Raw genomic sequence first — 14,825 nt, 5'->3', positions numbered from 1 at the left:
AGCCTGAGTTTTTCACTAGGCTGGCAATTCACTAGTTCGTCTAGTAATCTTTGTGGCGAAGAAGGTGATCACATGTCCGGAGCAATGAATTCCCTCAGCCGGGTCGACGCCGCCGAGCGCACCGCGCCGTCCACGCTCTCGGATGCGGTCAGTCTCGCGCCGCTCCCCGCGAGCGAGGCCGTGGGGCGCGCGACCGGTCTCGGTCGCGCACCCCTGATCACCCAGGACCCGCCGACCTGGCGCACGGCCGGCATCGTCGGACTCATCGCCCTCGTGGCCGCTGCCGCCTTGCCCGTGATTGCCAGCATCCTGTCGCTTCCGCTCTGAGTGCCGACACGAGCGTGCCCCGAAGACCACGAAGACCGCCGCAAGACCACCGATGAAGAGAGAAGGGAGCCCCCATGGGACTCGATGACAAGATCAAGAACGCCGCTCAGGACCTCGCCGGTAAGGCGAAGGAGACCGTCGGCAAGGCGACTGACAACGAGAAGCTCGAGGCCGAGGGTCGCGCCGACCAGGCCAAGGCCAACGTCAAGAAGGCCGGCGAGAACGTCAAGGACGCCCTCAACTGAGAGCAGTGACACAGAACGGGGAGGTGGCGATCGCCACCTCCCCGTTCTCTGTCCGGAGGGTGGGCGACCTCGGTGCGCCCGCTTCGGCTACTCGCCGGCCGACTCCGATTCCTCATGGTCGCGGATGACGTCACGCAGCTCCTGATCGAGGTCGGATGCCTCCTCGATCGCCGAGGTCATGCCGGCCAGGAACCGCGTGATGATCGCGCGCTCCTTGTCATCGAGCTCGTCCACGAGGGCGAGCATGCGGCGATGCATCGCGCCGAGGGTCTCGCGGACCTCGTCATCGCTGCTCACTGTCGGCACGATGACGCCGGCCCTGCGGTCCGTCGGGTGCGGCTCGCGTCGGGCGTGACCGCCCTTCTCGAGCCGGTCGATCAGGGTCGTCGTCGAGGCGGTGGAGATGTCCAGCATCCGCGCAATGTCGATCGGGCGCACGAGCCGTCCGGCCCGCTGTTCGCGGAGCAGGAAGCGCAGGGCGACCAGGTCGGTCTCGTTCATGCCCATCGAGATCCGGGTGCGCGTGCGCATCGCGGTCTCGGCCGATCGATAGCGCCGCAGCATGTTCAGCACGTCGACCGTGCTGGCGGTGTCGGACTCCGGGTACCAATAGCCGGAACGGCCGAACTCCTCCGAGCGCTCCATCACGCCACCTCGCCGTCGTCAGTCAGGGGATCCTCGAGCTCTCCCTGCTCACGCAGAAGCATCTCGACGGCGCCGCTCTCGACCTCCGCGGGAACGATCCGGAGGATCCCGCCCGTGATCGCGTCATGCTCCGCCGTCACGATCTGGTCGAGGCGCCAGGCCGGGACCGAGGGGAACCGCGCGCGAAGGCGATCGAGCATGTCGGCGTACATGATGTACCCGCCATCCTCGAGTGTGAATCGCTCGACCATCGCAGTCCTCTCTGGTTTACTTCTATCTTCGCATCCGATGAGAGTGCCTGGTCGCATTGGATTTCACTAGGCAACCTGGTTACCTGTTCTTCGAGTAGAATGGATGCGTCAGGGGGTGGCATATGGAAACCGGGATCGATACGAAGCGGATGACGGATCTCGTCACCTGCGTCGATGAGCTTCGCCGTGCCGACGCGCAGTTCGGCCGTCGTCTGGCAGCAGTGCGTGCCCCCAATGACACCGACCGCGAGGCGATGCGCTTCATCATCGACGCGCCCGACGACGCCCCGGCCACTCCCGGCGGCCTCGCCGCCCATCTGAACGTGAGCACGGCAGCGATCACGAGCCTGCTCCGTCGCCTGCAGGACCGGGGGCAGATCGTCGTCGCGCCGCATCCGGCCGATGCACGATCGAAGGTGCTCCGCCCCTCCCTGCGCGATCTGCACCAGCCCGCCGACGAACTCACGCAGCGAATCCAATCGATCGCGAGCGAGTTCACGCCCGAGCAGACCGAGGCTGTCGCGCGCTTCCTGCGCAGGCTGACGGAGGAGATCAGCGACCTTCCGTGACGGTCGACTGTCGTTTTACTAGGTAACCTAGTAATCTATTTCTCAGACCAGTCTTCAGGGTGAGGGAGAGATCATGGGTTACCTGACATACGGCAACACCGCAGCACCGATCGAAGTCGACGACGAACTGCTGAGCCACCTGCGGCTCGTGATCGTCACGAAGCTGCGACGCAACGAGTCCTTCCCGCTCACGCTTGCGATCGGCGACGGCGTCGCCGAGACGCTGTGGGTGCACGCGTCCATCCCGCTGCGCTTCGTGATGGAGGAAGAAGTCGCGATCGACCGCGCGCTGGTGGTGTCGATGATGAACGCGGCAAACTCGGCGGGAGGCCTCGACCTCACCCGCGGTGAGTTCGCCCCAGCCCTCGGGGGATCTCGGCGGCTGCACGCGATGAGTGCGTGACGATGTCTGCGCGAATCAGGAAAGCGGCCAAGGCGCCTGCGGGCACGCGGATCACGGCGGCATCCCGGGCTCGTGGCCTGTGGGTCGAGGTCGAACCCGGCTTCCACGTCGGCAACGACGGTCAGCAGTACCTCGGGTCGATCACCGGGAACATCGTCGAAGGGTTCACGGCCTTCGGGCCGACATCGGAGGTCATCGGACGGTTCGAGCAGCTCGATGAGGCGAAGGCTGCGGTCGCTCTGGTGGCCGGAGCCCCGGCGGCCGATACCGAGCCGCTGCTGAGCTGACTCGAGCAGTCGCTGAGCTGACGCCGGAGTTGCGGGATGCTTCGCGCTGACCTGTAGCATCGTTGCCATGACTGCTGTCGAATCGATTCGATCCGTGACTCCCGACCGGGCGTCACGCCGTGCGCGCATCGCCGTCTCGGCGCTGTTCCTCACGAACGGCGCCCTGTTCGCGAACATCCTGCCGCGGTATCCCGAGATCAAGGCAGCGCTCGGACTCGACAACGCCGGCTACGGTCTCGCGATCGCGGCCTTCCCCGCGGGTGCCATCGCGGCGGGCCTTCTCGCCGCCGTGCTCATCCGCCGGTTCGGCTCGGCGCGCATCGCGGTCATCGGCACGATCGCCACGGGACTCGGACTGCTCGCGGCGGCGGTCGCTCCCTCCGGCATCCTCTTCGCGGTGGCACTGCTGCTGGGTGGAGCGTCGGATGCCATCACCGACGTCGCCCAGAACGCCCACGGTCTGCGGGTGCAGCGCCGCTACGGGCGCTCGATCATCAACTCCTTCCACGCGATCTGGTCGATCGGCGCCGTGCTCGGCGGGGGTATGGCCGCCGCGGCGATCGCCCTCCAGCTGCCGCTCGGCGTGCACCTCGGCATCTCGACGGCGGTCTTTGCGGCGGTGGCGTTCACCGCGCTGTGGTTCTGCCTTCCCGGGCTCGACGAGGACGAGGACGCCGAGGCTACGGCCGAGCCGGCCGAGATCCAGACCGCGGTGCGTCGGGGTCTGAGCCCGCGCATCGTGATGATGCTCATCGCCCTCACGCTGATCGCCATGGCGGGAGCCATCGCCGAGGACGCGGGCAACTCCTGGGCCACGCTGTACCTGGCCGAGTCGCTCGATGCGCCGGCCGTGGTCGCCCCGCTCGGCTTCATCGCACTCGTCGGGGCGCAGTTCATCGGACGGATGCTGGGTGACCCGCTGACCGACCGCTTCGGTCAGCGCGCCGTCGCGCGCGTGGGCGGTCTGATCGCCGCGGTCGGAATGACGCTCGCTCTGGTCTTCCCCAGCGTCCCGGGAACGATCGCCGGATTCGCGGCGGTGGGCTTCGGTATCGCCACTCTGATCCCGGCGGCCATGCACGCTGCGGACGAGCTGCCTGGCCTCCGTCGCGGGGCGGGACTCACGATCGTGTCGTGGCTGCTGCGGCTCGGATTCCTGTTGTCGCCGCCATTCGTCGGGTTCATCGCCGACACCCAGAGCCTGCAGGCGGGGCTGATCGTGGCGCCCGCGGCGGCAGTGGTTGCCGTGCTGCTCGCCGGCGTGCTCGAGAAGCGACGCCCGCGGGGGTGATGCCGGGGGGCTGGTGCCGGCGGGCTGCGATGCCTCCGTCTTCGAAGCCGGCGCGAATGCAGGACTTCAGCGCGAATTCAGGACGGAATCGGAGGTTCCGTCCTGCGCTCGCGCTGTTGTCCTGATTTCGGCAGCGTGAGCGGAGGGTCGCTCGCGGGGACGCACCGGGGACGCACCAGGGACGCGCCGGGACGCGCGCCGGCATCCGTCTCCGAACCCGTCGCGAATGCAGGACCTCAGCACGGATGCAGGACGCAATCATCGATTTCATCCTGCACTCGCGCTGTCGTCCTGAATTCGGCAGTGTGAGCGGAGGACGCGCGCACCGAACCCGGTCGAACCTCAGAGGGCGGTGTAACCGCCGTCGACCAAGTGGTAGCTGCCGGTGATGAAGCTCGCCGCGTCGCTGGCGAGGAAGGCGATGAGGTTCGCGACCTCGTCGGCCTGGCCGAGGCGGCCGATCGGGTGCTTGCTCACGAGGAAGTCCTTCGCCTCGTCGCCCATGGTGGCCAGCAGCGGGGTGTCGATGAAGCCGGGGCCGACGGAGTTCACGCGCACGCCCTGGGCGGAGTACTCCAGCGCCGCAGACTTCGTCATGCCGACGACGCCGTGCTTGGCGGTGACGTATGCCGGGGAGTTCGCGAACCCGACGCTGCCGAGGATCGAGGCGATGTTGACGACGGATCCGCCGCCGTTCGCGAGGATCGAGGGGATCTGCGCCTTCATATTGCGGAAGACGGCGTTGAGGTTGATCGCGATGACCTTGTCCCATGCCTCGTCGTCGTACTCGGCGGTGGGGGCGGACGCTCCACCGATGCCGGCGTTGTTCACGCCGATGCGCAGCGGCGCGAGCGTGTTGGCGACTTCGATCGAGCTCGCGATCCAGTCGCGGTCGGTCGCATCGCCGACGGATGCCTCGGCGGTGCCGCCGGCGGCGCGGATCTCGTCGACGACCGCGTTCGCGTGGTCCGCGTTCAGGTCGTTGACGACGACGGATGCGCCGTTCTGGGCGAGCAGCAGAGCGGTCGAGCGTCCGATTCCGCTGCCTGCTCCCGTCACGATCGCCGAGCGGTTCGAGACGTCGTACTGAGCCACGAGTGACTCCTCTTCCGGACGGTCGCGGTGCCGGGAGATCTTCTCGGACGGTCCGTCCTAGGCTTCCAGCCTACGCCTCTGGGAGGTGAATGGATGCGCGTGAATGGACATCGCGCGTGGAGGGATACCGGATCGAGAGGCCGTCAGGGTGGAGGCTCCCGGCCCTCCGCCGAAGTTTGGGACCGCGGGCGGAGGGGCGGGACAGGGCTCGTGGCTAGCGTCATGCCCTGCGGTGTGGTGGCCGCCGCGCTGGGGACGGGCGGGCCGATGTTCTGTCACCGTGCCAGGCCCGCGGAGCGGACCTGCTATCGAGGCTCAATCTACTAGCCAAGCGAGAAGAAACCAAGACTAGTTAATGATTCATGACCAGCCATCACCGTGCGCGGAGCGCAGCGACATGGTGCAGCTTCGCCGGGCTCATCACCCAGAGGAGTTGCAGGATGCCGTCGGCCGACGCGGTCACGGTCACGGCGGTGGTCACCTCGCCGTCTTCGGTCAGGGTCGCGGCGGGCTGCCCGTTGATCTCGACCCGGTCGATGGCCTTGTTCGTCCAGAAGTGGTGCGCGAACGCGGAGACGAATGTCGCGACCCGTCGGCGGCCGATCACCGGGATCCGTGCGGCCTGCTTCACGCCGTTGCCGTCGGTGTAGCTCACGACGTCGGCGGCGAAGAGCGATTCGAGCTCGTCGACATCTCCCTGCTGCGCCGCGGTCAGGAAGGCGTCGAGGAGGCGACGCTGTGCAGCCGGGTCCACGGTCCGCTGGCGGGCGGATGACAGGTGAGCGCGAGCGCGGCTCACCAGCTGGCGAGCGCCGGCGGGGCTGCCGGAGACTACCTCCGCGATCCGCGGATAGGGGTAGTCGAACGCCTCGCGAAGGATGTACGCCGCCCTCTCGGTGGGGGTCAGCTTCTCGAGGGTGAGCAGGATCGCGAACTGCAGCGCCTCCGCACGCTCTGCACCGAGCGCCGGATCGTCTTCCGTGTTCACGGGTTCGGGAAGCCAGGGGCCGATGTAGGTCTCGCGCCGTGCGCGGGCGGACTGCAGGACATTGATCGAGAGCCTGGTCGCGATCGTGGTGAGGAAGGCCGCGGGTTCCTGGACCGTCGAACGATCGGTGTTCTGCCACCTGAGCCAGGTCTCCTGGACGATGTCCTCGGCATCCGAGACCGTGCTCAGCATCCGGTACGCGATCCCGAAGACGCGTCGTCGGTGCGCGTCGAAGGTCGCCAGCGCGTCATCCGGTTCGGTGTGCACTCCTCGATTGTCGTCGGTCGCCGATGGCGCTGCCATGGCGATCCGATCTGCGCCCACGGGAGATCGCGCGACGCCTTCGACCCTGCCGCCCGCCTCGACTCTGCCATCCGCCTCGAGGATCCGCATCTCCGCTGGCTCCGTTCTGGACGGCATCGGTGTACGTGCGTGCCGTCCTCTATGTCTGACCGGGCTGGGGAACGATCTGTGACAGTTCGGCGAACGTTCCTGTCACATCCGGCGCCTCCGTCCGGTCACCACTGATGGGCGCACCATCCTGTGCCCTCGAGAGGAAGGCATGAAATGGCAAAGATCGTCGTCATCGGAGGCACGGGGCTCATCGGGTCCAAGGTCGTCTCGAAGCTGATCGCGCACGGCCACGAGGCCATCGCCGCATCGCCGAACACCGGCGTCAACACGATCACGGGCGAAGGGGTCGCGGAGGTGCTCGACGGTGCGCACACCGTCGTGGACGTGTCGAACTCGCCGTCGTTCGCCCCGGATGACGTGATGGAGTTCTTCACCACGTCGACGACCACCCTCCTGCGCGCCGAGGCCGCAGCCGGAGTGAAGCACCACGTCGCACTCACGATCGTCGGTACGAACAGGCCGCAGAGCATCCCGTACTTCGCAGCCAAGGTCGCGCAGGAGAAGCTGGTCCGTGAATCGGGCATCGGGTACTCGCTCGTGCACGCCACGCAGTTCTTCGAATTCATCGGCAGCATCGCCGACATCTCGACCGACGGCGACACGGTCACCCTTCCCGGCGGTCTGGTGCAGCCCATCGCGGCGGAGGATGTCGCCACGGCCGTGGCCCGCACCGCCGCAGGATCGCCGCAGGGTGACATCGAGATCGCGGGACCCGAGGCGTTCGGCCTCGACGAGTTCATCCGCCGGGGGCTCGCGTTCCGCAAGGATCCTCGCCGGGTCGTGCGCGACGACAGCGCGCCCTACTACGGCGCGCAGATCGAGGAACGCACCCTCGTCCCGGTCGAGGGTGCGCAGATCTTCGAGACGCGCCTCGAGGACTGGCTGCCGCTCAACCCGCCCCGGAAGTAAGACGGTGGGGCGCAGCGCGCCAGTGCCGCACGGTGGCCCCCTGCGACTCGATCGCCCTCCGCGCGGTCGGCGAGGTCGCAGGGTGCCGCGCTGCGTCTCCGTCTCGACTCGTGTTCCCCGGATCGCAGGGGAAGATCTTTGAACCACTGTCAGAATCGCGATGTAATCGGACTAAGTCCGATGTAAAGCGCAAGATCCACTCCGTCGCGATCCCGCACCCGCGACGGGTTGTTTCGATCATACGGATGGGGTCGGACAGTCCGCCTCCGAGACTTCTGCATCTCGATGGTGTGCATCTCCTCGACCCGTCGTTTCCCGATCCCCCGAAACGACAGCTCTAGCGTCGAAGTTCGTAGCCCTGCTCGTTGAGGAGTTTGATTGCGATCTCGAGCAGCGCCCCAATGAACTCGATGAGGTTTGCAATCAACTCCTCGTCTGGTTCGTATAGAGCCCCGCCCATCTGAGGTGTAGATGGGGGCGTCTCGATCGCGTGGCGCAGAGTGGTGATGAACTGCCCGTGCGCGTGAGCCGAAGTAATTGCCCAATAGTTGAAGGTCTGCAGCGTGGGGCCTGGAACGCGACTCGCTATCTTCCTTGTGATCGAGGAGGGGTCGATCAATGGTGCGCTGAGAATGTCCTTGGGATCAGACCCGAGGTTGGTCGCCGTGGTCCTGAGAAAACGCCCGAGTGCTGCTATTCCCTGTTCCGTCTTGTCATCCGGCGTTCGCGCTTTGCGCAGAGCGTTCGTCAGCTTCAGCCCGTGCCTGTACTCGATACGAGCAATCTCGAGTGCCCTGCGGACTCTAGTAGAGGAATCGGTGCCGTCAAGAATCCAGATGACCTCCACGAGCCCCTCCAAGACCGGGCGGAACAACGTGTAGTCAGCCTGCATGTGGAGGAGCAACACGTCCTCGTCGGGGCTAGCGGCAAGCTCCGCCCAAGCGGATACATGGTCTGCAACGGTGAGGACGAGCCCGGAGACTATGGCGTGAGGGATGACGATGTTTCCTGCGAGGGCTTGATCTTCCTCTGCCATCGACCCCTGTCGAACCGTGGGCACTCCACTCTTGATCGCCGCCGCGAAATCCCGGAAGCCTTCGACGGCACCGCCGAGAGTCTGCAATGTCGAACGCTTTGTCATAACACTGAGCGTACGGGTGGATTGAACGCCGTCTGATACACCGAGAATCGCGGTCTCGCCTTTAGCGAATGACTCCTGCTCATCTAGGCGGTCCTACTTATTGACGCGGTAGCCGAGTCTCTTCACGGCTTTCGCGAGGTACACGTTCGCGCTGGATGAGTCCAGGCGGGTGTGCACCAACGGCAGCTGGGGGAACGAGTCCTCGGCGGGCGAGAACAGTGTCACCATCGGGCCGAAGTCGATCGATGACACATGGTAGAGCCCGTCGATGCTCGACCCAAGCTGGTCATGAATCGCATTCGCCCAGTTCCGGGTGTATCGCTTGGGCCCCATCTGAATCGAAGAGGTCGTGCCGTTGATCACAGGCCAGTTGCTGGTGAGGTCCAGCAACCGAAGCTCCCGCGTCGGTCGCCAAGCCGCGAGGGTACTTCCACGAGCGCGCCGGTTGATAATCCGCCCCTTCTGAAACACCTCGCCGAGAGCTGTTGTAGATCCAGCGGCTACGTACATCACGCCATAATCGGCATGATGCTGCTGCGGCTCGGGATGCGGGTCAAAGCGCATGGTTCTGACCGGCCCGAAGTGCCGCAGCTCGTCCCACGCCTGTGGATGAGCACCCCTTGTAGCGAAGACCCGCCAGAGGAGCCCATCGTATGTTCTCAGGTGCTCGCTGGCGTCGAGTGTGAGCGACGCCGGGGGCGTTGCGGGGACCTTCGCGCTCGACGGGCTCACCTGATGTCGGCGTCTTCGAGGATTCCCACTACGGGTGCGGGGTCCTTCGCGGCAGCCAGCCACTCGATCGGCGTCATCCACTCCTTGGGGTCGACCGAGTCCTCGGTCGACCGCAAGTCATCCTGAGGCGTTGTCATGAAGCCTTCGACGTCGGCTGGATCCCAGTCGGATGGGATTGCTCTAACGAGCAGGGGGAGATGGGGGATCGTGGAGACCTTCTCGCCTGGAATGAACTGCCATCGAGGGTAGAGACGGATCCTTCCGGCCCGGAAGCCGTACAAAGTGTTCTTGCTTTGTCGGTGACGCACACTGGAGGCATCGATCCCGAGCAGCGCTGCAACTTCGGACGCGGTGTACGTATTGGTGAGGGCGCGCACGTGAGTCTCGCGCTCGAGCTTGGCGAGCCCGCCGCTGGTGACGAATGCGGATGCCTCGGCGAACTCCTCCGGAGTGAAATCGCCGGATTCGATCAGGAAGTTGGCTTCCTGCTCTGTGAGGCCCAGTTCGGTCGATTGACGGTCGGTCATCGCATCGGCGAGCTCGTCGATGAGTGCGTTGAACACGGATACGTCGACGTTTGACGTCTTCGCCACCTGCGCAAGGCGCTCGACACCGGCTTGTACGTCGGTCTTTGCTGGGGCCTTGGTCGCCACGACGAGCTTTGGGTTCCCGTCGAGGGATCGACCTGTCACAGTGCCGCGGCCCACAGCGACCTCGCGACCGGCGACGCGAGCCGAGGCGGCACGGGTGCGACTTTTCTTCACGGCCATCTGGCCTCCTCGCGTCGTCATCTGGTTAGCGCGTACACGCATTATCTTACGCGCGCTTTTGCGTGTATGGATCCGAGGAAGGTGTCAAGGTGCGAGCGGTCAAGCGCTCCCCTGGCGTGGGAGCAGGGCGCTGAAGGAGGCATATCGTCCGCGCATTCAAGGCGGCACCCCATCCCCTGACCACCTTCCTCCCCGGCGGGCCACGTCTTCAACGCGCAGCAATCAGCGAGGGTGTCGTTGGCCTACGCTTAAATGCTTGCGTGGGGAAGAACAAAAAATCTCGTAGAAACAAGCGGCCTCGATCTCAACCGCGCGCGGTGAGCGCCGCGCAACGGGAGCCAGACGCACTCGAACAGGCTTTTTCAGCGTACGATCCGGACGAGCTCTGGACGTTGGTATTCGCCGCCGCCACGTCCCCGGGCAACAGGCATCGATCGGTGACATTGGGAAGCAGCTTCGCGGCCGCACTACGAGCCTCCGCCGCTCCGGCATCAGACGATTACCACCCGCTGCCGTCGATCCAAGCACTGTCCGATCTAGCGGCTACCACCTATGGGATCGGCCCGGCGCGTGAAGACTTCATCCCGACCGACCCGACCCGAACAGCCTTACTCACCGTCGGCTCGGAGTCGCTGCGTGCAGTGCCTGGCCTCACCGAACGGCCGGTCGCCGACCTCACGCGTTCGCTCCGAATGGCGGAAGCGGTAGACGGTCGGCTCCGCAGGCGATTTCGATTCGGTATTGCGAACGTGGTGAACGTGGCGATGAGGTACGGCGACTTCTGCGTCCGCCACCTTGCGGACGCGTGGGTGCCAGCCCCGGATCTCGAGCTCAACGATGAGGTTTCATTGCCGGACGTTGAGTTCGAAGCGACGCGGGCCTTCCTCAACCTGGGCCCTCTCGACCACATCGAACTCGGTGAGGCTGACAAGAGAGCGTTGGAATGGATGACGATCTCCGCAAGTGAGGCCGCATTCGATGCTGAGAGTCCGTCCAGTCCGTTCGGGAGGTTCCTTCGCTTTGCTGACTCAGCGGGCGGATTCCGATGGGTGCCGCCACTCTTCATCCCAGAGATCATGGCTCATGCCGTACAAGAACTGGTATCCGCGCTTGATCGAGACGGGCATGCGCGACGAGCCCTCAGGGTTTCTTGTCTGAACCAGATCCGCCGGGCCCTATGGCGCTTTTCCAACAGCTTGATCGAATCCCCTCCGAACAGCGAAAGTGTCGATTCCCCGCTTCGAGGGATCGACGTTCAGTGGCTGGTGCCGGTGAATCCATCCACATGCATAGCTGTCTCGGTCATCTATGTTCCCGACCTGGGGTCCACCCCACCGCCGCGCATCGGCTCAGTGGAGCTGGCTAAACAGATGAGGTCGCACGCCGGTCCACTGTCGGTGCGCATGGCGGGCGGACGACAAGGGACCATCAGGCCGGGCGCGGAGGTCATCCCGCTGACGGTTTTCGCCGCGGCCGGTCACATCGCTGTGCCGCAAGCTTTCGGCGAAGCAAACCTCGCGCTCGAAGACCTGACTTGGATCTCAGAGACGGCCACGTCCCGCGATGATCTCTACGCATTCGCGCGGGATCTGAGCGCTCCCGATTTCCCCGAGAGTTTCGGGTGGGAGGCGATCAACTACTGGGAGCCATGGAAGGCCAATGGCAAGTCGTTCTTCAAGGGTGGCATGGTACCCACCGCCATCTACTTTGAAGCCCACGCGGGCGAGGCCGAGTGGGATCGCGCGGTAGAGCTATCGGATCTCGAAGCGTCGCTCCTCAGAGTCGGGCTCCCTCCGCTTCGTGACCTGCGAGCAGCGGAGGTTGCTCCGGGGCCGGTCGCCAATGTCGCGGCGCTCGAAGGTGACGCCACCTACGACGTCGACCGCGGCGTCAATACCGCGCCGGATGTCGTCGGGTGGTCCCTCGCGCTTACCGAACCCCCCGTCGCTGTGGCACGGGCGAGCTCGGAGGACCTGTCCGCCGACTACCGACGGTTCGTCTTTGACTTGTGCGGCGGGCTGATCTACGGCTTTGCTGCGCTTGGTGATCGATGGCGTTCCGCGCACCAGGCGATCGATGTGCCCGGATACGTCCTCCATCTCCACACATCGGAAGCGGTCTCGGGTGAATCATCCGGCGTGGTCACGCCGTATCTCGACCCGCACGCGCGTGCCGTCGATGAACCAGTCAACTTTTTGTGGCGCATCGATGTCGAGGGATTCGCAGATTCGGCGAATGGAGATCCGTACGCGGCGAATCTCCTAACAGGGGACGCAGTGTTCGATCTGCTCCGCGCGGGAGGCGTGGATGTCGAAGCGGCGGCGGCGCTCCGCGACCAGTGGCGCACAGCGAAGCCCTTTCTCATCTTGGAGATGAAGCAGGCGCGGACCACTCTCAATCACCTGCCTGGTCCGTGGGGTCTACGACCCTCTGACGAGAGCCGCATGGTTGCGGCTTTGGGGCGACGACTCCACGGTGCCGGCGTCGAACCGGGAGAGTACCGAGCGGACGACGCGAATCGACTTACCCGCGAGCATCTTGCGCCGGTTGCTCTCGAAACTCTGCTGGAAGGAATCAAGAGACACGACGTGAGCGAGGTGGTGTTGACGGGGATGGAGCAGCTGGCGAGAGTGATGGACAGCGCTATTCATCAGCAAGACGATCTGTCCCGAGTCGCCGCGAACCTCTCTACCGAATGGGACCCGCTCACCCGCACCGCCGAGCTCTCGGCGGAGACACTTCAGCTTCGTCAATGTAACGAGATCGTGGTGGAAGCTGCCTTGCGCATCCTGGACAAGCCGACGGAAGCGAAGCCGATCACTCCTCAGGCGTGGAGCGGTCTTCTTGCCGCCGCAGACGCATACCTCACCGCGACCACACTGAGCGAGCGGATGTATCACCAAGTCGCGCCCGCAGTCATCAACCTCAGCCCAATGTACGAGCTCGCCGTCGACGATGATCCGCATCCCGACGCATCGGCGTGGGGCCTGCGAAACGACGAACTGAGCCGCGCGGCCGCGAGCGTTCGGCTGTATGGCGCTGAAGATGGCGATTCGCTTCTACAGACGAACGAAGGAGACGACCTTGAGGGCGCTTTCCAGCGTGCATGGGGGGCGACGTCGCAGGACATGCTCTCCACCCTCGCCGCACTCGCGAAATGGGAGACCTTTGAGCCAGGCAGGACGACCGCGCACGTCACAGTGGCCGAGGCAACAGCATGGGGCTGTGACGCGCTAGGCCCGGGCGCGGATGAGGCGAAGAGAACGCGTGTCGAAGCCGCTATCCGGATGCTCACCAGCACGGCCGTCCAGATACAAGCCGTCGAGTGGAAACCCTGGCAAACGCGCACGCGGCGTCACCGGCTCCTCGTGCAACCGCTGGTGCAAGACTCGGACGGACGGCTCATTGTCAGCCCGCAGTACTTGCTGACGTCCTTTCAGGTCTACTACCGCCACCTACTCCAAGGAGTTCTTCCCTGGGCGGGGGACGTTCCTCAGCCTGTCACCGACGCGCTTGCGGACCGCCGTGCGCGCCGCAACATTCGGTTCGAAAGGTTCCTCCAAGACCGGCTAGAGCAACTCGGATACACCACGGTCGCCCGCGTGAAACCCAACGACCACGCGCGACTCGGCGTGCCGACTCTCACTACCGAAGTTGACCTCGTGTGCGGACGCCCTGGAGACAGCACCCTGTGGCTGATTGAGGCCAAAGACCCCGCATCAGTTCACGGATTCGCCGAGACGGCACGCCAACTGCGCTCTTTCTTCCGGGACCAGCTAGGGACCCGCGCTACCAAGCCCTGCTACACCACGCAGCTGTCCCGAAAGGAGAGCGAACTGGCGCCCCACGTTGCGAGCATTGCGGCGCGTCTGGGACTCGGCGACCCCCCGCAGGGAGAGCAGTTCCACCTGAGCACCCTCTTCGTAACCCGTAATCTCACTCCGGCAAGCTACGTCGACGAGCGGTATCGGGTTGAGACGGCGACGGAGTTTCTCGCAGCTCGAGGCCAAACGCCGTAGGCGACATGCGAGAGCGGCGGCGCGCACGAGTTCGCGTCCCCAGCAGGAGCTCTATCGCCACTTCTGAGCCTCGATGATCCGAGCCAGGGTTTCCACGTCGCCGCCGCGCCTGAACCATTCCACAGGGCTCTGCTGCCCGTCGGTGACCATGACCGGCTGGGGCGTCGCCATGAGAGCCGATACCGACACCCATCCTTTGTCTTTCACAATGTCAATGATCTCGGTCAGGTGCGGCAGGATTTTTCCTGGCGACGAGAGACTGAACTGCCACGACGGAAACCGTCTGGAGTGGGCAACATCGACGGCGTACAACTCGCCACGATCGGCGGCGGCGAAGAGCGAGTCCTCGTCCATACTCAAGAAGGCAGCGGCTGCGGACGCGGACATGGTTTGAAGCACGCCCGTCAGAAGGGTGCTCGCTACACTCGCCAGAACACCGCCGCGAGCAACCCGAGTCGATGTCTTCTCGAACGACTCGGGCGTGAAGGCCTTGGACCGGGTGAGATAGCTGATCTCCTGCGGCGTCAGCTCTTCCTGATCCGCGATCGGTCGCTCTGCGAGCAGCTGGTCAGTCAGCGCTCGAACGATGAAGTCCCCGTCGGCGTTCAACCGAGCGACGGCGTCAGTGAACGCCGCGATCACATCGGTGGATGGCTGTGCATGCCAAGGGCGGGTCCGTGGCTGGCCATCGGTTTCATCCATGTGCGACAGCGTAGATGAGCCTTCGCCGGAAGGGGAG

Annotated in this window: 16 protein-coding genes; 8 read left to right on the top strand and 8 right to left on the bottom strand. The window is 65.0% G+C overall.

Annotated elements, in window-relative coordinates; genetic code table 11:
* Window positions 1-72: 72 nt before the first annotated feature.
* Together BLW44_RS00410 and BLW44_RS00405 are read left to right on the top strand one after the other, a co-directional pair.
* Window positions 73-327 carry a hypothetical protein gene (locus BLW44_RS00410; RefSeq protein WP_139305206.1) on the top strand — a complete coding sequence of 85 codons (255 nt, stop codon included), beginning with the start codon at window positions 73-75 and terminating at the stop codon, window positions 325-327.
* Window positions 328-401: 74 nt separating this feature from the next.
* Window positions 402-572, top strand: a complete 171-nt coding sequence (locus BLW44_RS00405) for a CsbD family protein (protein WP_060926716.1) — start codon at window positions 402-404, stop codon at window positions 570-572.
* A gap of 87 nt (window positions 573-659) precedes the next feature.
* Here BLW44_RS00405 and BLW44_RS00400 read toward each other — a convergent pair whose 3' ends face one another.
* Complete coding sequence (locus tag BLW44_RS00400; protein ID WP_060926717.1) at window positions 660-1,217, bottom strand: MarR family winged helix-turn-helix transcriptional regulator; 558 nt, start codon at window positions 1,215-1,217, stop codon at window positions 660-662.
* The gene (locus BLW44_RS00395) at window positions 1,217-1,468 is read right to left on the bottom strand and encodes a hypothetical protein (RefSeq protein WP_060926718.1); all 252 of its coding nucleotides are present in this window, start codon (window positions 1,466-1,468) and stop codon (window positions 1,217-1,219) included. The genes BLW44_RS00400 and BLW44_RS00395 overlap by 1 nt, the downstream gene beginning before the upstream one ends.
* A 149-nt stretch (window positions 1,469-1,617) precedes the next feature.
* Between BLW44_RS00395 and BLW44_RS00390 the strand changes: the two genes are divergently transcribed.
* The 4 genes from BLW44_RS00390 (at window position 1,618) to BLW44_RS00375 (ending at window position 4,018) form a co-directional block, all read left to right on the top strand.
* Window positions 1,618-2,037 carry a MarR family winged helix-turn-helix transcriptional regulator gene (locus BLW44_RS00390; protein ID WP_245647391.1) on the top strand — a complete coding sequence of 140 codons (420 nt, stop codon included), beginning with the start codon at window positions 1,618-1,620 and terminating at the stop codon, window positions 2,035-2,037.
* Window positions 2,038-2,110: 73 nt separating this feature from the next.
* Complete coding sequence (locus BLW44_RS00385) at window positions 2,111-2,440, top strand: DUF7882 family protein (RefSeq protein WP_060926720.1); 330 nt, start codon at window positions 2,111-2,113, stop codon at window positions 2,438-2,440.
* 2 nt (window positions 2,441-2,442) lie between these two features.
* Window positions 2,443-2,727 carry a hypothetical protein gene (locus tag BLW44_RS00380; RefSeq protein WP_060926721.1) on the top strand — a complete coding sequence of 95 codons (285 nt, stop codon included), beginning with the start codon at window positions 2,443-2,445 and terminating at the stop codon, window positions 2,725-2,727.
* Window positions 2,728-2,794: 67 nt separating this feature from the next.
* Window positions 2,795-4,018: an MFS transporter gene (locus tag BLW44_RS00375; RefSeq protein WP_060926722.1), complete on the top strand. Its 1,224-nt coding sequence runs from the start codon at window positions 2,795-2,797 to the stop codon at window positions 4,016-4,018.
* Between the two features lie 342 nt (window positions 4,019-4,360).
* Here BLW44_RS00375 and BLW44_RS00370 read toward each other — a convergent pair whose 3' ends face one another.
* Together BLW44_RS00370 and BLW44_RS00365 are read right to left on the bottom strand one after the other, a co-directional pair.
* The gene (locus BLW44_RS00370; protein ID WP_060926723.1) at window positions 4,361-5,113 is read right to left on the bottom strand and encodes an SDR family NAD(P)-dependent oxidoreductase; all 753 of its coding nucleotides are present in this window, start codon (window positions 5,111-5,113) and stop codon (window positions 4,361-4,363) included.
* Window positions 5,114-5,486: 373 nt separating this feature from the next.
* Window positions 5,487-6,404, bottom strand: coding sequence for an RNA polymerase sigma-70 factor (locus tag BLW44_RS00365; protein WP_060926729.1), 918 nt, complete (start codon window positions 6,402-6,404; stop codon window positions 5,487-5,489).
* A gap of 264 nt (window positions 6,405-6,668) precedes the next feature.
* Between BLW44_RS00365 and BLW44_RS00360 the strand changes: the two genes are divergently transcribed.
* The gene (locus BLW44_RS00360) at window positions 6,669-7,424 is read left to right on the top strand and encodes an SDR family oxidoreductase (RefSeq protein WP_060926724.1); all 756 of its coding nucleotides are present in this window, start codon (window positions 6,669-6,671) and stop codon (window positions 7,422-7,424) included.
* A 337-nt stretch (window positions 7,425-7,761) separates the two neighbouring features.
* Here BLW44_RS00360 and BLW44_RS00355 read toward each other — a convergent pair whose 3' ends face one another.
* From BLW44_RS00355 to BLW44_RS00345, 3 genes are all read right to left on the bottom strand, one after another.
* On the bottom strand, window positions 7,762-8,565 hold the full coding sequence (locus BLW44_RS00355) for a hypothetical protein (protein ID WP_139305205.1): 804 nt from the start codon (window positions 8,563-8,565) through the stop codon (window positions 7,762-7,764).
* A 93-nt stretch (window positions 8,566-8,658) separates the two neighbouring features.
* Window positions 8,659-9,297: an RES domain-containing protein gene (locus BLW44_RS00350; protein WP_053098490.1), complete on the bottom strand. Its 639-nt coding sequence runs from the start codon at window positions 9,295-9,297 to the stop codon at window positions 8,659-8,661.
* Complete coding sequence (locus BLW44_RS00345) at window positions 9,294-9,950, bottom strand: hypothetical protein (protein ID WP_139305204.1); 657 nt, start codon at window positions 9,948-9,950, stop codon at window positions 9,294-9,296. The genes BLW44_RS00350 and BLW44_RS00345 overlap by 4 nt, the downstream gene beginning before the upstream one ends.
* Before the next feature lie 377 nt (window positions 9,951-10,327).
* Between BLW44_RS00345 and BLW44_RS00340 the strand changes: the two genes are divergently transcribed.
* Entirely contained in the window at window positions 10,328-14,086 is a 3,759-nt protein-coding gene (locus tag BLW44_RS00340; RefSeq protein WP_139305203.1) for a hypothetical protein, read from the top strand.
* A 51-nt stretch (window positions 14,087-14,137) separates the two neighbouring features.
* On the opposite strand, the gene BLW44_RS00335 is transcribed toward BLW44_RS00340, so the two are convergent.
* Entirely contained in the window at window positions 14,138-14,788 is a 651-nt protein-coding gene (locus BLW44_RS00335) for a hypothetical protein (RefSeq protein ID WP_139305202.1), read from the bottom strand.
* Window positions 14,789-14,825: the final 37 nt, after the last annotated feature.

The organism is Microbacterium hydrocarbonoxydans, from assembly GCF_900105205.1.
Taxonomy (GTDB): domain Bacteria; phylum Actinomycetota; class Actinomycetes; order Actinomycetales; family Microbacteriaceae; genus Microbacterium; species Microbacterium hydrocarbonoxydans.
Note: the sequence above shows the minus strand (reverse complement) of the source record. Positions and strands in the feature narration are given on the sequence as shown.